16 protein-coding genes are annotated in these 16,358 nt (G+C 68.5%); 11 read left to right on the top strand and 5 right to left on the bottom strand.

The features are described from left to right. The first annotated feature begins 68 nt into the window (after positions 1–68). A complete protein-coding gene (locus GY812_13070; protein MCP4436410.1) occupies positions 69–1,325 on the top strand; it encodes a hypothetical protein in 1,257 nt (418 codons plus the stop codon). A gap of 27 nt (positions 1,326–1,352) precedes the next feature. On the opposite strand, the gene GY812_13065 is transcribed toward GY812_13070, so the two are convergent. Further along, on the bottom strand, positions 1,353–2,723 hold the full coding sequence (locus GY812_13065) for a PhoH family protein (GenBank protein MCP4436409.1): 1,371 nt from the start codon (positions 2,721–2,723) through the stop codon (positions 1,353–1,355). A 498-nt stretch (positions 2,724–3,221) separates the two neighbouring features. On the opposite strand from GY812_13065, the gene GY812_13060 reads away from it, so the two are divergent. The 3 genes from GY812_13060 to GY812_13050 are packed head-to-tail and all read left to right on the top strand — an operon-like array spanning position 3,222 to position 6,126. Then, positions 3,222–3,857, top strand: a complete 636-nt coding sequence (locus GY812_13060; GenBank protein ID MCP4436408.1) for a hypothetical protein — start codon at positions 3,222–3,224, stop codon at positions 3,855–3,857. A gap of 49 nt (positions 3,858–3,906) precedes the next feature. Next, positions 3,907–5,088: an acyl-CoA dehydrogenase gene (locus tag GY812_13055; GenBank protein MCP4436407.1), complete on the top strand. Its 1,182-nt coding sequence runs from the start codon at positions 3,907–3,909 to the stop codon at positions 5,086–5,088. A gap of 9 nt (positions 5,089–5,097) precedes the next feature. Then, a complete protein-coding gene (locus GY812_13050) occupies positions 5,098–6,126 on the top strand; it encodes an acyl-CoA/acyl-ACP dehydrogenase (protein ID MCP4436406.1) in 1,029 nt (342 codons plus the stop codon). 11 nt (positions 6,127–6,137) lie between these two features. On the opposite strand, the gene GY812_13045 is transcribed toward GY812_13050, so the two are convergent. Then, positions 6,138–7,010 (bottom strand): polysaccharide deacetylase family protein, encoded by an 873-nt coding sequence (locus tag GY812_13045; protein ID MCP4436405.1) that lies wholly within the window; start codon positions 7,008–7,010, stop codon positions 6,138–6,140. A 264-nt stretch (positions 7,011–7,274) separates the two neighbouring features. Here GY812_13045 and GY812_13040 point away from each other — a divergent pair, with 264 nt between their 5' ends. The 5 genes from GY812_13040 to GY812_13020 are packed head-to-tail and all read left to right on the top strand — an operon-like array spanning position 7,275 to position 10,996. Continuing rightward, the gene (locus GY812_13040) at positions 7,275–8,468 is read left to right on the top strand and encodes an MBL fold metallo-hydrolase (protein MCP4436404.1); all 1,194 of its coding nucleotides are present in this window, start codon (positions 7,275–7,277) and stop codon (positions 8,466–8,468) included. Positions 8,469–8,511: 43 nt separating this feature from the next. Next, positions 8,512–9,336, top strand: coding sequence for an SDR family oxidoreductase (locus GY812_13035; protein MCP4436403.1), 825 nt, complete (start codon positions 8,512–8,514; stop codon positions 9,334–9,336). 41 nt (positions 9,337–9,377) lie between these two features. Further along, positions 9,378–9,812, top strand: coding sequence for a PaaI family thioesterase (locus GY812_13030; GenBank protein MCP4436402.1), 435 nt, complete (start codon positions 9,378–9,380; stop codon positions 9,810–9,812). Further along, positions 9,809–10,606, top strand: a complete 798-nt coding sequence (locus GY812_13025) for an SDR family oxidoreductase (protein ID MCP4436401.1) — start codon at positions 9,809–9,811, stop codon at positions 10,604–10,606. Before GY812_13030 ends, GY812_13025 begins: the two co-directional genes overlap by 4 nt. 60 nt (positions 10,607–10,666) lie before the next feature. Beyond that, complete coding sequence (locus GY812_13020; protein MCP4436400.1) at positions 10,667–10,996, top strand: HPF/RaiA family ribosome-associated protein; 330 nt, start codon at positions 10,667–10,669, stop codon at positions 10,994–10,996. A 13-nt stretch (positions 10,997–11,009) separates the two neighbouring features. On the opposite strand, the gene GY812_13015 is transcribed toward GY812_13020, so the two are convergent. Continuing rightward, a complete protein-coding gene (locus GY812_13015; protein MCP4436399.1) occupies positions 11,010–11,729 on the bottom strand; it encodes an NIPSNAP family containing protein in 720 nt (239 codons plus the stop codon). A gap of 84 nt (positions 11,730–11,813) precedes the next feature. On the opposite strand from GY812_13015, the gene GY812_13010 reads away from it, so the two are divergent. Both GY812_13010 and GY812_13005 read left to right on the top strand, forming a co-directional pair. After that, positions 11,814–12,623: a crotonase/enoyl-CoA hydratase family protein gene (locus GY812_13010; protein ID MCP4436398.1), complete on the top strand. Its 810-nt coding sequence runs from the start codon at positions 11,814–11,816 to the stop codon at positions 12,621–12,623. A gap of 8 nt (positions 12,624–12,631) precedes the next feature. Beyond that, positions 12,632–13,651, top strand: a complete 1,020-nt coding sequence (locus tag GY812_13005) for an LLM class F420-dependent oxidoreductase (protein ID MCP4436397.1) — start codon at positions 12,632–12,634, stop codon at positions 13,649–13,651. Between the two features lie 3 nt (positions 13,652–13,654). On the opposite strand, the gene GY812_13000 is transcribed toward GY812_13005, so the two are convergent. Together GY812_13000 and GY812_12995 are read right to left on the bottom strand one after the other, a co-directional pair. Beyond that, positions 13,655–15,313, bottom strand: a complete 1,659-nt coding sequence (locus GY812_13000) for an MFS transporter (GenBank protein ID MCP4436396.1) — start codon at positions 15,311–15,313, stop codon at positions 13,655–13,657. 71 nt (positions 15,314–15,384) lie between these two features. Next, complete coding sequence (locus GY812_12995; GenBank protein ID MCP4436395.1) at positions 15,385–15,849, bottom strand: hypothetical protein; 465 nt, start codon at positions 15,847–15,849, stop codon at positions 15,385–15,387. Positions 15,850–16,358: the final 509 nt, after the last annotated feature.

The raw sequence follows: 16,358 nt of genomic DNA, 5'->3' as shown, positions 1-16,358 counted from the left end.
GGGGCCGGGGTTAGTCTGAAGCGACCGACGACGGCGAGGGGCCGTCGAGCGGACCACCCCCAGGACCCGTGGCCCGACCAAACCCGCTCCGTTCATTGCGGCCCCTCGATTGGGGCCGACGCCTGATCGACCTGCTCGGGCCGACCAGCGATGCTGCGCGCCAGAGCCTCGTGGCACTCGGGTTCAACTCGGTGACCAGCCTCGTGGCGGGCGCCTTCCTCGGCTCACTGGTGGCGACGTTCGAGGACCTGCCCGGCCTGCTGTTGATGGTGCCCGCGGCAATCGGACTGAGGGGCAACATCTTCAGCACCTTCGGCAACCGGATCTCCACCGCTGTGCACACCGGCACGTTCACCACGGCAATCCGCCGCGACACCGTGCTCGGCCAGAACGTGCTCGCGACGATGTCGCTCACCGTCGTCATGTCGCTGGTGCTGGCGTTGGTGGCCCGGGTCGTCGCTCTGGCGTTCGGGGTCCAGAACTCGATCGGCGTGCTCGAGCTGTCCCTGATCAGCCTCGTGGGTGGCGTGCTCGCCTCGGTGATCGTGCTCGGCGCATCGGTGCTGCTTGCGCTCACGTCGGTGCGGCGCGACTGGGATCTCGACAACCTCGTGGCCCCCAGCGTCTCCACCCTTGGCGATGTGATCACCATCCCCTGCCTGTACGTCGCATCGCTGTTGGTGCGCGACGGTGCCTGGGTGCAATGGCTCTCGGGGGCGCTCATCGCAGTTGCGCTAGTGGTGCTGGTGCTCAGCCTGAGATCGAAACTGTCGATCTTTCGCCGCGTGGTGGTGGAGTCGATCCCGGTGCTGACCGTGGCACTGGCCCTGTCGACCCTCGCCGGCGTCGCGGTCGAGAAGCGACTGTCGATCTTCGCCGTGTTGCCGGCGCTGCTGATCCTGCAGCCCAGCTTCGTGAGCAGCGCCGGCTCGCTCGGAGGAATCCTGAGCAGCCGGATCAGCACGGGCCTGCACCTGGGTCTGGTGAAACCCACCCTTGTGCCCGGTCGGCCCGTACTCGAGGACGCCGGGCTCGTGTTGAGCCTCGCGGTGCCCATCTATGTGCTCAACGCCATGGGCGCGCAGCTCGTCGCCACGATCCTCGGCCAGGAGAGTCCGGGGTTGGGCTGGATGCTGGCCACCGCCCTGGTCGCCGGGCTGGTGACGGTCGTGTTCGTGGTCGCCCTCGCCTACTACGGCACGATGGCGGCATGGCGGGTGGACCTCGACCCGGACTCGGTCGGAATTCCGGTGGTTACGGCGTCGGTGGACTTCGTAGGGGTCGTCTGCCTGGTCGCCGTGGTGGTGCTGTTCGGACTCGTGTGAGCAACCCGGCTGAGCCGGCCGGCAACCTCAGTCGAAGTCCAGCGCCTGGCTGACCACTGCAGCAATGGCGCTCCGCTCGGAGCGCGACAGGGTTACGTGGCCGAATATCGGGTTGCCGCGCAGCAGCGACACCACCGACACGATCCCGTCGCGCCGACCGACGCGGAGGTTGTCGCGCTGGGCCACGTCGTGGGTCAGCACAACCCGCGAACCCTGGCCGATCCGCGACAGGGCGGTGAGCAACACCATCCGCTCGAGGTTCTGCGCCTCATCGACGACCACGAAGGAGTCGGTGAGTGTACGGCCGCGGATGTGGGTCAGTGGCAGAACCTCGAGCAACCCGCGCTCGAGCACCTCCTCGATGACCTCGGGCCCGGAGATCGCCTCGAGGGCGTCAACGACCGCGGCTCCCCAGGGGTTCATCTTCTCCGTCTCCGTGCCCGGCAGGTAGCCGAGCTCCTGGCCGCCGACCGCGTACAACGGCCTGAACACGACGACCCGGCGGTGGGTGCGCTGTTCGAGTACGGCTTCGAGTCCGGCGGCCAGCGCCAACACCGACTTGCCGGTGCCCGCAGGGCCACCCAGGGAGACGATCCCGACCGCAGGGTCGGAGAGCAGGTCGAGAGCCACCCGCTGTTCCGCGCTGCGACCGCGGAGCTCGAACAGCGAGCGATCCCCGTCGACCAGGTGCAAGAACCCGTCGGATCTACGACGCGCGAGCGCGGATCCCTCGGGGCTGCGGAGCTTCAACCCCGTGTTGACCGGCACGTCGATGCCTTCCGGCATCTCCACCGCCCGCTTCGAGTACAGGGCGTCAACCACCGATGCGGCCACCTGGGCCTCGACGACCCCCGGCCAGCCGTCGGCGTCGCTCAACTCGTTGCGGTACTCGTCGGCGTCGAGGTCGACAACACCGGCCTTGAGTCGCAGCGGTAGGTCCTTCGACACGAGCACGGTGTCGAGCCCCTTGTCGGCGAGGTTGCGGGCCACCGCGAGGATCCGGTTGTCGTTGGAGTCGGCCGCGAACGCACCCGGTAGCGAACTCATGTCGATGTTGTTGAGCTCGACGCGGATGGTGCCGCCCACCTCGTTGACCGGGATCGGCGACGTGAGCGTGCCGTGCTCGACCCGCAACGATTCCAACCGCCGCAGCGCCTCGCGCGCGGCGAAGCCGAGCTCGGGGTGGGCACGTTTGTCCTCCAGCTCGGTGAGCACGACGAGCGGTACAACCACTTCGTGCTCCTCGAATTTCGCAAGGGCCGCCGGATCAGCCAGCAGCACCGATGTGTCCAGGACAAAGGTGCGCGTATCGATGGCTCTGAAGGTACCGGTGATCAAGCGGCGGGTGGTGCATGCCGCGAGTACCCTGCTCCGACGGGGAGACTGCCCCCGGTACATCGGAGGAAATCAATGACCGACGAGCCTGACAACACTGGCCAGCAGCCGCCTGCCCAGGCGGATCCGGCCGCGCCGCCACCGCCCGCTCCCCCGGCCGCCGATCCGTTCGCGGCCCCCGGCCAGCCTCCGGCCCAGCAGCCGCCCGCACAACAGCCCCCGGCCCAGCAGCCGCCCGCACAACAGCCACCCCAACAACCCGCTCCCGGTCACCCACAACAGCCGCCCGCACAACAGCCCCCGGCCCAACAGCCCCCGGCCCAACAGCCACCCGCACAACAGCCACCCCAACAACCCGCTCCCGGCCACCCACAACAGCCACCGGCCCAACAGCCACCCGCACAACAGCCCCCGGCCCAGCAGCCACCCCAACAACCCGCTCCCGGCCACCCACAACAGCCCCCGGCCCAACAGCCCCCGGCCCAACAGCCACCCCAACAACCCGCCCCCGGCCACCCACAACAGCCCCCGGCCCAACAGCCCGGGCAGGGCGGCCAGTTCGTGGTTCCCGACCCCGCCGGGCCTCCAGGAGGGGAAAACACCACGTTCGTGCCGCCCGCGGCACCACCTGGTGCGCAGCCGCCTCCGGGTAGCCAACAGCAATGGGCTTCACCGCCCAGCCAGGCGCCCGGCCAACCCGGCCAGGCTCCGGGTCAGCCCGGGCAGGGAGTCTGGGGTCCCGGCGCAGCAGGTGCCGCTGGCGCCGGCGCTGCCGCCGGTGTCGGTGCAGCCGCCTCACCACAGACCTGGACCTCGCAGACCCTCGCCCAGGAGGAAACGAAGAAGAAGCGCTCGCCGGTGCCGATCGTGATCGCAGTGATCATCGCGGTCCTCGCGGCTGTGGGTGCGTTCTTCGGCGTCAGTGCGCTGCTCGGTGGCAGCGACACCGAAGGCACGATCGACGAGTGCTCGATCGCCTCCGACGGCAAGCTCACCGCATCAGGGACGGTCAAGAGCTCCTCTGAAGTGGACACGAAGGTCTCGGTGCGCTTCGACGACGCCAACACGGGCACCGAAGTCGACCGCACCGACGTCGACGTCACAGGCGCCGCCGACGAGTCGATCCCCTGGACTGCAGAGGGTCAGGCCGGTGACGAAGTCACCAAGGTCACCTGCGTTCTGGGTCCGCTCGACTGAGCCGGGTGCACAGTTTCTGACGGGTCGTCAGAAACGATAGGTTGAGCGCATGAACCTCGACCTCACACCAGAGGAGCAGGCATTCCGCGAGGAAGCCCGCACCTGGCTGCGCGAGAACCTGCCGAAACAAGAGCGCCCACCCGAGGGTGCGGAGATGCGCGCATTCGACCTGGCCTGGCAGAGGACGCTGTTCGACGGCGGCTGGGCCGGGATCAACTGGCCGACCGAGTTCGGAGGACGCGGGCTCTCCGACATCCAGCAGATGATCTGGTACGAGGAGTTCGCATCGGCGGACCCGCCCTTCACGCTCAACAACAGCTGCACGTTCGTGGGCAACAACCACGGCGGCCCGACACTGATGGCGAAGGGCAACGACGCCCAGAAAGCAGAGCACCTGCCCCGCATCCTGCGCGGCGAAGTGGTCTGGTGCCAGGGATTCTCCGAACCCGGTGCAGGATCCGACCTCGCCGGCCTCAACACGAAAGCGGTCATCGACGGCGACGAGCTCGTGGTCACCGGCCAGAAGACCTGGACCTCCTACGCCCACGTTGCGGACCTCCAGGAGCTGCTCGTGCGCACCGACCCCGACGCCCCCAAGCACAAGGGCATCTCCTGGGTCATCTGCGACATGGACTCGCCCGGAATCGAGATTCGCGAGATCGAGACGATGAGCCACGTCACCGACTTCTGTGAGGTCTTCTACGACGAAGTGCGGATTCCGCTGGCCAACGTCGTCGGCGAGATCAACGACGGATGGCGGGTGGCGATGTCCACCCTCAGCTTCGAGCGCGGCACCGCCTTCATGGCCGACCAGGTCGAACTGGCCGCCACCGTCGAGGACCTGATCGGCGAGGCCCGCTCGCGCACCGGCGCCGGAGGGCGGCCGATGATCGACGACGACGAGATCGCCCGTCGCCTCGCGACAGCACGCGCCGAGGTGGCCGCGCTGAGGGCCATGACGATCGCCGGCATCTCCCGGACTGCCCGAACCGGCATGCCCGGTCCCGAGGGCTCGATGATCCGGCTGTTCCACGGCGAGCTGCACAAGCGGGTGTACGCACTCGCACTCGAGATCATCGACTCGGAGGCACTCCGACTCACCCCGGTTGACGGGGAGGGAGTGTGGACCGGCCCGTACCTGCAGTCCTTCGCCTACACCATCGGTGGCGGCACGACCGACATCCAGCGCAACATCGTGGGCGAGCGGGTGCTCGGCCTGCCCAGGCAGTAGGAGAAGAACATGGACCTGCTACCCACAGACGAACAGTCCGAGATCGTCGCCACTGTGCGCTCCCAGCTCGAGTCCGACTTCTCACTCAACGATCTGGCCGCACGCGACGGCGAGGCGTCGATCATCGACCCCGGGCTCTGGGCCCGATGCGCTGAACTCGGCTGGTTCGCCCTGGGCCTCGCGGAGTCCGACGGCGGGATCGGCTATGGCCTCGTCGAGGAAGCGCTGCTGTTCGGGGAACTGGGCGCCCACTGCACACCCGGCCCGTTCCTTGCGACCGTGCTGGCTGCACACGTGGCGGCTGCGTCGGGCAGCGCCGAGCTGGTGGAGAAGGTGATCTCCGGCGAGGTGAGGGTGGCTCTCGTCGAACCCGACGGCGGCGGCCAGGGTTCCCCTTCGCTCACGCCCGGTGCCGTGCATGGCACATTCCGGGCCACCGACTACGGCGATGCCCAACTCGGCCTGGCGCTGTCGGGCGACCAGGCAGCAGTCGTGAGTCTCGAAGATGCAGCGGCCAACCCGGTTGCCTCGCTCGACCCGCTGGTCCCGCTCGCCACCGTGGAGCTGGACACTGCACCGCTCGCATTCAGTGACGACCCTGCCACAGGCCTGCGTGCGACGATCCTCACCGCGGCCCTGCTCGCCGGAATCGCGAAGGCCACCGCCGAGCAGTCGACCGAGTACGCCAAGGACCGCGAGCAGTTCGGCCGACCCGTTGGATCATTCCAGGCGGTCAAGCACCGCTGTGCCGACATGGCCGTGCGCGCGGATGCCGCTGAACAGCTCACGCACCTGGCAGCGCTTGCTGTGGCCGGCGGTCACGACGACGACCAGTTCCAGGCCGAGGCCGCCCGCGTTGTGGCAGCGGACGCGGCCATCGCCAACGCCGAGGTCAACGTACAGAACCACGGTGGCATCGGGTTCACCTGGGAGCACACGGCACACCGCTATGTCACTCGAGCCCGGATGTGGAATTCGAGCGCCGGTGACCGTCGCTCACACCTGTCGGCGTTCCTGGCCGAGCAAGCCCCGGCCTGATCGGGCCCCGCTCAAGGCCTGGTTGCGGCGGCCAGGCCTGACAGCGTCGCGAACTCCCAGCCGTCGCTGACCAACCGGCCGAGCAGCTCATCGAGTGCGCCTGCGTCGGTGGTGCGCCGCCGGCGGCGCTCTGATGGCTCTGAGGAGGTGGTCTCCTCGGCGGACTCGGCGACGCCGTCGTGGAACAACACGATGTCGCCGGGTTGCATGCGGTCACACAGGTCATCCACTGCGGGGCGGTCCTCGGGCTCCTCGACGCCGAACCGCTGGGTCCACAACGCCACGTCCATTTTCGAGCGCGCAGCGGCGGAGACCGATGCCCCGGTCACCTGCCCCCGCGGCGGCCTGAACCAGCTGGAGCTGGTGCCGGTGATGCGCTCGAGGGCCGCCTGGGTCTCCGTGAGCTCCCGGTCGGTGCGCTCTGCGTCCATGTCGGCGAACCGGTCGTGGGTCCAGCTGTGGTTTCCGACCTCGTGGCCTTCGGCGACCATGCGACGAACCAGCGCCGGTTGTTCCGCCGCCAACCGGCCGAGCACGAAGAACGTGGCAACCGCCCCGTGACGGCCCAGCGCGTCGAGAACCCCGGGCGTGAGCAGCGGGTCGGGACCATCGTCGAAGGTGAGGGCCACCACTCGCTCGTCCGTCTCGAAGCACCACCGCACCTCGCTGGCCACGGGCCGGTGCTTGCGGTGGGCCCACCGACCGATCTCGTCGCGGTCACGCGCTCCGGGCCACACGAGTCCGGGCCACGTACCGAGCGCTCCTCGCATCGCGGCAGCACCTCCGAGGGCGGCAGCACCCGCACCAGCACCGAGTCGGAACAACGAACGGCGCGACGACTCGGCCACGTCGGGCTGTGCTTCGCCTGGCTCGTGTCCTGTCATGGTGCTGCCACTCGTGGATCGGTCGGGCCGAAAAGGTTGCCCTACGGTGCGTCGGAGTACAAGGCGAGTCGGGTGCGGACAGGTCCCGCGCCCGGATCGGATCCGCGCCCTGCCACCACCGTCGTAGTCTCCGCAGGTCGGCAACCGCCGCTCGACATCTGGCGGCTCCCAGGAAAGAGGAAAACTGTGACCCGTGACCTGCTGGACATCTCGGAGGGACTGCTCGACGGCCGTCTGTCGATAGAGGACCACTACCCGGTATCGATGAACACCGGCAGCGAGGTGGTCGAGCTCCGCGACGGCCTCGCATTCGTGGAGTCGTTCGCGAACGTGACCGCCATCGAGGACGGCGGCGAGCTGGCGCTCATCGATGCCGGCAGCGTGATTCACGCCAACCAGGTGCACGGAGTGATCCGGTCATGGACCGGGTCACCGTTGCGCACGGCGGTCTACACGCACGGACACGTGGACCACTGCTTCGGAGTGCCGGTGTTCGAGGCCGAGGAAGGTGCCCCCGAAGTGGAGGTCGTGGCGCACGAGGCGGTCAGCGCCCGCTTCGACCGCTACGTGATGACCAACGGCTACAACGGGATCATCAACATGCGTCAGTTCCGACTGGGAGCGCCGCTGTTCCCGATGGAGTACCGCTACCCGGACCGCACCTACCGCGACGAGCTCACGATCACGGTCGGCGACACCACCGTCGAACTGCACCACGACAAGGGCGAGACCGACGACCACACCTGGGCCTGGATGCCAGAAAGCCGCACCCTCTGCACGGGTGACCTGTTCATCTGGGTGGCCCCCAACTGCGGCAACCCCCAGAAAGCGCAGCGCTACCCGCTGGAGTGGGCAGCCGCGCTGCGCAAGATGGCGGCGCTCCAACCCGAGATGCTGCTACCCGGCCACGGGCTCCCGATCGTAGGCGAGGACAACGTTGCCATGGTGCTCGGCGACACCGCCGAACTGCTCGAGTCGGTGGCCGGCCAGAGCATCGAGATGATGAACGCGGGCGCCCGCCTCGACGACATCGTGCACGACGTCACCCCGCCCGACGGGCTGCTCGACCGGCCGTGGCTGGCACCGGTGTACGACGACCCGGAGTTCATCATCCACAACGTGTGGCGCCTCTACGGCGGCTGGTACGACGGCAATCCGGCCCACCTCAAGCCCGCACCGGATGCGTTGCTCGCAGCCGAACTCGCCGACCTGGCGGGCGGCACGGACAAACTAGCCAGGCGGGCATCCGAGCTCGCAGCCCGGGGCGAGCTGCGCCTGGCCGGCCACCTCGCAGAGCTGGCCACACAGGCCGACCCGGAGTCACGCCAAGCTCACGGCGTGCGCGCCGAAGTCAACCGAGCACGGGTGCAGGCCGAGTCATCGCTGATGGCAAAAGGCATCTTCGGCTGGGCTGAACACGAGTCGGCCGAGATCTCCTCCGGGGACCGGCAGGGCTGAGACGCCCGGCACGGGCGGCGAGTCCCGCCTAGGGTCGCCGGCCATGAGCCTTCCGACTCCCTCACCGAGCGGCACAGTGGTGGTCACCGGCGCGTCATCGGGCATCGGCGCCGAGATCGCCCGGGTGTTCGCGCACCGCGGCCACGGCCTCGTGCTCGTGGCGCGGCGTGCAGAACGCCTCTTCGAGTTGGCCGCGGAACTGGCCGACACCGGCGTTCGCATCGAGGCCCTGCCGACCGACCTGACCGACCGCGACGCCCGAGCAGGGTTGCCCGATGCGATCGACGCACTGGGTCTCGGGGTCGACGTGCTGGTGAACAACGCCGGGCTATCCACCAGCGGACCGGTGCACGAGAGCGACCCGGACGCCGAGACACGGATGATCGAGCTCGACGTGACAGCGGTAGCCGAGCTGTGCTCGCGCTTGCTGCCCGGCATGGTCGAGCGCGGCCGCGGCGGTGTGCTCAACGTCGCCTCCACCGCAGGATTCCAGCCGCTGCCGGGCCAGGCCGGCTACGCCGCGTGCAAGGCGTTCGTGCTGTCCTACACACGGTCGCTCTGCGGCGAACTGCGCGGCACCGGCGTGTCGGCCACGGCACTTTGCCCGGGCCCGGTGCGCACGGAGTTCGCCGAGGTGGCGGGCTTCGACGAGGACGACACCAACAGCTCTGTTCCCGAGTTCGTCTGGGAGACCGCCGAGGATGTCGCTCGCGCAGGGGTCGACGCATTCGCCGCGGGCCGGCAGGTCGTGATCCCCGGCACGGCCAACAAGTTCACCGCAGCGGCTGCAACCCTCACCCCGAAGCCGTTGCTGGTGCCGGCGCTCGCCCGCATGCACCCCGCACTCAAGCGCACGGAGAAGCGGTGAGCGGCAGTCGGCCATCCAGCGAGGTGCCCGACGGGCTCGCCATGAGCGAGGCCGGGATCATCGAGTTCATGACCGAAGGGTTCGGCCGGCCCTTCGAGTGGCCCATCGAGCTCGTCGACGCATCGGGCCTTCGGCTGGTGAAGCCCCCACAGGAGGGAGAGCTGCGACCCGGCGGAACCATCTCCGGTCCGGCGGTCATGGCCCTGGCTGATGCGGCGGCATACATGGTGCTCGTGTCGCGCATCGGACCCCAGTCGCTGGCGGTGACAACCAACCTCAACTGCGACTTCCTGCGCCGCCCCAAGCCCGGCGAGATGGTGGCCGATGCCACGATCCTCAAGCTCGGACGCACCCTGGCAGTCATCGACGTGCTGATGTACTCCCGCGAGGACGGCGAGCTGACCGAGCCGGTCGCCCGCGCGGGGGTCACGTACTCCATGGCCCTGCTACAACCACGACCGGAGGACCCCAAGTGAGCATTCTCGACAACTTCCGCGTCGACGGCACCGTCGCCCTGGTCACAGGTGCGAGCCGGGGCATCGGACGAGCGACCGCCCTGGCGCTGGCGGACGCCGGCGCCGACCTCGTGGTGGCCTCGCGCACCCGCGCCGACATCGATTCGGTGGCCGCCGAGATCGAGTCGCGGGGCCGGCAGGCCGTACCGGTCGCGCTCGACGTGATGGAACTCGAACGCCTCGGCGAGTTGGTCGACGCAGCCACCGAGCAGCTCGGCCGGCTCGACATCGTGGTGAACAACGCCGGCGGCTCGTTTCCGAAACCGCTGCTCGACACCTCGGCACGCAGCTTCGAAAAGGCGTTCAGCTTCAACGTCACCACCGCCTTCGAACTCACCAAGGCCGCCGTGCCCGCCATGTTGGAGACCGGCGGCGGGTCCGTGACCAACATCTCCTCGGCTGCCGGCCGCATGGCCGACCGCGGCTTCGCGGCCTACGGCACCGCCAAGGGAGCGCTGTCGCACCTCACACGCATCATGGCCAAGGACCTGTCGCCCCACATCCGAGTCAACGGCATCGCCGTGGGCTCGGTGGCCACCGACGCCCTCGACACCGTGCTCAACGACGAGCTGCGAACCCAGATGGAGGCCGGCACGCCCCCCAAGCGCCTCGCCGTGCCCGCTGCCATCGCCGCCGCCGTGCTCTACCTCAGCTCCCCCGCCGGTTCCTACCTGACCGGCAAGCTCCTGGAGGTCGATGGCGGGATCGACCATCCCACCCTCGGGCTCGGACTGCCCGACTACGAGCCCACCTGAGCACCGGTGGCGGCCAGCGTCGTTTTCTCGGCAACCACCCGGCGCTGGTAAACCAATACCATGACGACCACGCCCTCCGATACCGACGCGTCAGTCGAGAAGTGCCTCATCCTCGGGCACGGCTTCCACGAGGACGAGCGCTCCAAGGTGTGCGAGATCCTCCACAAGATCGACCACCGCCTCCACGGAATCCCTGCCGAGAACGCCAAACTCGAGATCGGCGTGAAGGACCGTGACGGCAAGGACCAGAAGGTCACCCTCGAAGCCGGTGTGGGCAAGGCCCACCTCGTGGCCACCGCCGAGGACGAGGATGTCTGGGCGGCTGTTGCACATGTGCGCGAGGAGTTCCTGCGCCTCTACAACGACTGGGCGGACAAGCGGAAGCGCTGAGCCCGCCAGGCGGCTAGCCGATCTCGGAGATCGGTCGCCGGTCCCCCGTTTCGGGTTGGCGACCGAGCCGCAGCGGCGAGAGTTCCGCGTCGACCAGGAGTGTCCGCTCCAGCCCCACCACCTCGGCGTGCTGTTGCCCGTTGAGCGCCACGCGCTCCTCGACCGACGCCCACGTTTCCCAGTCCGGCACCGCCCACATCGCGATCACCTCGTCGTCGGCCCGCATGGCCGTGCGCCAGAGCCCCACCAGTTCCAGCCGTGAACCCGTGGCGTACTGCGAGCCACCATCGGCAACCGCGTCAGCCACCAGCCGGGCGCGGCCGGTCGTCACCGTGAAGCGTTCGTGCGCGTAGGCGACCGCCGAGGTTCCGCCTCGCGCCTGCCAGTGCTCGATGCCCGGGTTCGCCTCGTGTTCCTCAAGGATCCGGTCGAAGCCGCCCTTGCGGAACTCGGCTGCGGCCTGCCACCACTCCTCGAGCATCGGATCGCGGTGTGACGTACCGGCGAACTCGATCGCGAAGTTGTGTGCGAGTTCGTCCCAACCGTCGTACTCCCAGATGTTCACCACCCGGGGCCATGCGCCGGTAGACCCGACAAGAGTGAACACCCCGAAGCAGCGCTGGCGCCGCAGAGGGCCACCTTCGGGAACCCAATTGGCAGTCATGTGGTGCTGGTAGTGCGCCCGGCGGGTGCCTTCGACCTCGACGACCTCGTGGATGTACACCCGTGGCATCCACAGGACGCTACCGCACGACTAGAACGCGTTCTCGTTTGCCACCTAGGGTGCTGGAACCGAGAAACGACCCGAGGGGGACCAATGGCGGACAAGGCAGTGCTGACCGAGCGGGACGGACACCTGCTGATCGTCACCCTCAACCGACCCGAGCGCCAGAACGCCATCAACGGCGAGATGCTCGTGCGTTTCCTCGACGCCTGCATCGAGGCCGACGAGAACCCCGACATCCGGGCGCTCGTGATGACCGGCGCCGGCGGCAACTTCTGCTCCGGCGCCGACCTCAAGGAGATGGCCGGGGGCCACCAGGCCGACACCGACTCGGAGATCGACGTGCAGGGCCGCCTGGCGGAAGACCCCGACCTGCCGTGGAAGGCACTCCTTCGATCGTGGCGCCCACACGTGCCGATCATCGCTGCGGTCGAGGGCACGGCCATCGCCGGTGGTACCGAACTCCTCGGCGCCACCGAGATCCGCGTGGCCGGCCAATCGGCCAAGTTCGGCATCTCCGAAGTGCGCTGGTCGCTCTACCCGATGGGTGGCTCGGCGGTCCGCATCCCACGCCAGATCCCACACACGATCGCATGTGAGCTGCTGCTCACCGGCGACCACATCAGTGCCGAGCGGGCCCTGGAGCTGGGACTGATCGGCCACGTCACCGAAGACGGCGGCGCACTCGACAAGGCAATCGAGATCGGCCAGCGGATCTGCGAGAACGGCCCCCTCGCAGTGGCGGCTGTGCTGCGCACCCTGCGCGAGACCAACGGCATGCGCGAGACCGAAGCGCTCGAGCACGAGTTCACTTACGGTTGGGACGTCTTCGGATCCGAGGACGCCAAGGAGGGCCCCAAGGCCTTCAAGGAGAAGCGGACCCCCAACTTCCAGGGCAAGTAGGAGACGTCATGTCGGATCTCAAGGTCGGGATGATCTGGGGTTACTGGGGGCAGTTGCCGCCCGCGAACCTCGTGGAGAACACCAAGGCGGCGGAGGACTGCGGCTTCGACTCGGTGTGGACCGCCGAGGCGTGGGGCAGCGACGTGTTCTCGCCGCTCGCGTTCCTGGCCGCGCACACCGAACGCATCAAACTCGGCACCTCGGTCGTGCAGCTATCGGCGCGCACACCCACCGCCACCGCGATGCACGCTCTCACTCTCGACCACCTGAGCAAGGGACGATTGGTCCTCGGCATGGGCGTGTCGGGCCCCCAGGTGGTCGAGGGCTGGTATGGCCAGCCGTACCGCAAGCCGCTCGCACGCACCCGCGAGTACGTGGAGATCGTGCGCAGGGTGATCGCCCGCGAGGAACCACTCGAGTTCGACGGCGAGTTCTACCAGCACCCCTACACCGGGCCGGGCTCGACCGGGTTGGGCAAGCCGCTCAAGTCGATCACGCACCCGATCCGCCGCGACATCCCGATCTTCCTCGGTGCCGAGGGCCCGAAGAACGTCACGATGACCGCCGAGATCGCGGACGGGTGGATCCCGCTCTACTACTCGCCGTTCCGCCAGGAGGTCTACGCCGACCAGCTCGCCGGCGCGAAGGACGACTTCGAGGTCGTGGCGATGGCCAACATCACCGTCACCGACGACATCGAGGCGGCGCTCGGCCCGGTCAAGGCCGCGCTCGCGTTCTACATCGGCGGCATGGGAGCCAAGGGGCAGAACTTCCACACCGAGCTCATGGGCCGGATGGGCTTCGAAGAAGAGGCGCAGCGCATCCAGGACCTCTTCTTCGAGGGCCGCCGCGACGAGGCCGTCGACGCGGTCCCGAGCGAGTTCGCCGACGAGATCTCACTGGTTGGTCCGAAGGAGCGGATCCGCGAGCGCCTCGAGGTGTGGCGCGACAGCCCGGTCACCACCGTGACCTGCTATCCCAACAACCCCGAAGAGCTCCGGACCATCGCCGACCTGATCCTGGGCTGAGCTTCAGACCGTCGCCTCTTCGTCCTCGGGATCCGGTTCGCCGCGGGCGCGGCGCTTCTCGGCCTCCGACGCCGGAAGACCGAAGCTGACGAGCAGACCGAGGAACACGAAGCCGGCTGCCACGAGCGAGGTGTCGCGGGCGGCCGACGTGTAGGCGTCGCGGGCGTCCTTCGCCTCGGGAGCGAGCTTCGGCACTTCGTCGAGCTGCACGATCGCCTGCCCGGCAGTGGAACGGACCATCTGGGTGATCTGGTCCCGCTGGGCGTCGGTCAGGTCCTTCTCCTGCTCGAGAGCGTCCTGCAGGTGGGTGCTCAGTGCGCTGAAGAGGATCGCACCGAGGCATGCCGCGCCAAGGGCCGAGCCGACCTGGCGGAACGTAGACGTCATCGCGGAGGCCTGACCGGACCGCGCCGGAGGCACATCCTCCAACACCACGTTGGTGAGCTGCGCCGTGGCGAAGCCGACCCCGAGGCCGTAGAACACCAGTGGCACCGCCAGCCACCATGGGCTTCGCGACACCGACAACGTCCAGCCAATCCCCAGGATCGACACGACTTCGAGCCCCATTCCGATCCGCACCACGTTTGTGGCTCCGACAGCGGCCGAGAGATGCCTTGCCGCGCCGCCGGCAGTGAGCGTGCCAAGCGCCAGCGTCGCCAGGATCGCCCCGGTGACCAGCGAGTCGTAGCCGTGCACCGACTGAATCCACAGCGGCAGCACGAACAGGATGCCGAACTCGCCGAGGCTCACCACGAGCGCAACGACATTGCCGAAGCCGTACCGGCGGATCCTGAACAGGTCCAGGTCTATGAGTGTGGGATCGCCGCCCTTGCTGCGCATCCGTTCCCAGAGCACGAGTCCGGCAAGCATCAGTGCACCCGCGGCCAGGGCCACCGGCACCGGGGAGATGGAGTCGAACTTCAGCGGCCCCAGGTCGAAGTCCGAGATGGAACTCCACCATCCGTAGTCCTGGCCCTCGATCAGGCCCCACACGATGAGCCCGAGCCCGGTAGCCGACAGAACAATGCCGAGCGGGTCGTAGCCGCGCACCTCGGGGCCCCTGGTCTCGGGAACGAGCTTCCAGACCGCGATACCGGCGATGAGTCCGATGGGGATGTTGATGAGAAACGCCCAGCGCCAGGAGAACTCCTCGGCGAGGAAGCCACCGAGGAGTGGGCCGAGCGCTGCCGCGCCCCCGAACACCGCACCCCAGAAACCGAATGCCATGGCCCGGCGCTTGCCGGTGAACAGCACGTTGATCACCGCGATCGACGACGGCAGCATCATCGAAGCACCGACGGCCTGCACGGCACGGGAGCCGATGAGCATCGCGGGTGACTGGGCGAGCGCGCTGCCCAGCGACGCGGCCATGAACACGGCGATACCGATCAGGAACAGCCGGCGTCGACCGAACCGGTCCGCGAGCAGGCCGACGGTGATCAGCAGCGACGCGAACACCAGTGAGTAGATCGAGTTGACCCACTGGGCACCGGTCTGGGTCAGCCCGAGGTCATTGACCATGTCGGGCAGCAGCACGTTGACCACGCTGCCGTCGATGATGATGATGCTGAGCCCCACCAGGAGCGCGCCGAGCGCCCACCAGGGCTTGGCCACTGCGGGCGCGTCGGACCCTGAGGACAATTCGTCGACAGTCGCTGCCATGTGCTCAGGCTAACTGCACGTTCGCGCCAACCGACGGCAGCGTCTCAGCGTGCGCGAGTTGTGCGCAGCGGTCAGACCGGTGTGGAGACCCCTGCGCCGTTGGAGACCGACGGTGCGACCAGCGGCCACGGGTTGTTGCGCTCTGCGGCGAGCGCCACGTCGAACAACAGCGAGTCGGCATGGGGTGGTGCGAGCACCTGGAGCCCGACCGGCAGCCCGTCCACGGTGCCGGAGGGAATGGACACCGCGGGGTTGCCGTAGAGGTTGGAGATGATCGTGAGCCCACCCATGGTGACCACGTCGGGCGCCGTCTCGGTGACGAAGTCGAGGATCTTGTTGCCGAAGCGCGGGGCGAAGGCGTTGGCAACGCGCACGGCGCCGAGACCGGCGCGGGCCACGCGGTCGCCCAAGGGGCTCTCGGCAAGCACGTCGAGTGCGGTGCGGTTGGGGCTGCTGTTGGTCTTGTCGGCGGCGAAGGCCGGACCGGGATTGGTGGCGCACATGATGAAGTCCACCTCGGAGAAGGCCCTGGCCATGCTCTGGTAAGCCTTGACACGCCGCTCCTCGGCGACTCCGGCGACATGGATGTTGTAGAAGGTCTCGGCAAGCATCAGGCCGATCTCGAGTTCGTAGGTGAGCTCCTTGCGGCGACGCGGCCACATCGGCCCCAGTTCGGGAACGAGCGTGGACAGGTTGCCCATCGCCCACTGCGCTGCCAGGTTCGGCAGCTCCAGGCTGACATCGACGATCTCCATGCCGGTCGCAACGACGAGCTCCTCGGCCGCGGCGCGCGTGTGCTCCTCGACTCCGGCGTCGAGGCTCACGCCGGCGATGGAGGGCAGGATCGCAACCTTGCGGCCGCGAAGGTCATGGGAGCCGAGGTCGGCCTCCCACGTGCCCGCCGAAGGCAGCGAGGTGGGGTCGGTCCTGTCGAGGCCGCACACGACGTCGTAGTACCGGGCGGCGTCACGCACCGAGCGCGCCATGTTTCCGAGCACGACCGTGCCCGGCCGTGAGTACGCCGCCGGGCCGCGGCTGGTACGGC

This window comes from Actinomycetes bacterium (assembly GCA_024222295.1).
Classification (GTDB): domain Bacteria; phylum Actinomycetota; class Acidimicrobiia; order Acidimicrobiales; family Microtrichaceae; genus JAAEPF01.
The sequence above is the reverse complement of the archived record's forward strand: the minus strand, read 5'-3'. Positions and strand labels throughout refer to the sequence as shown.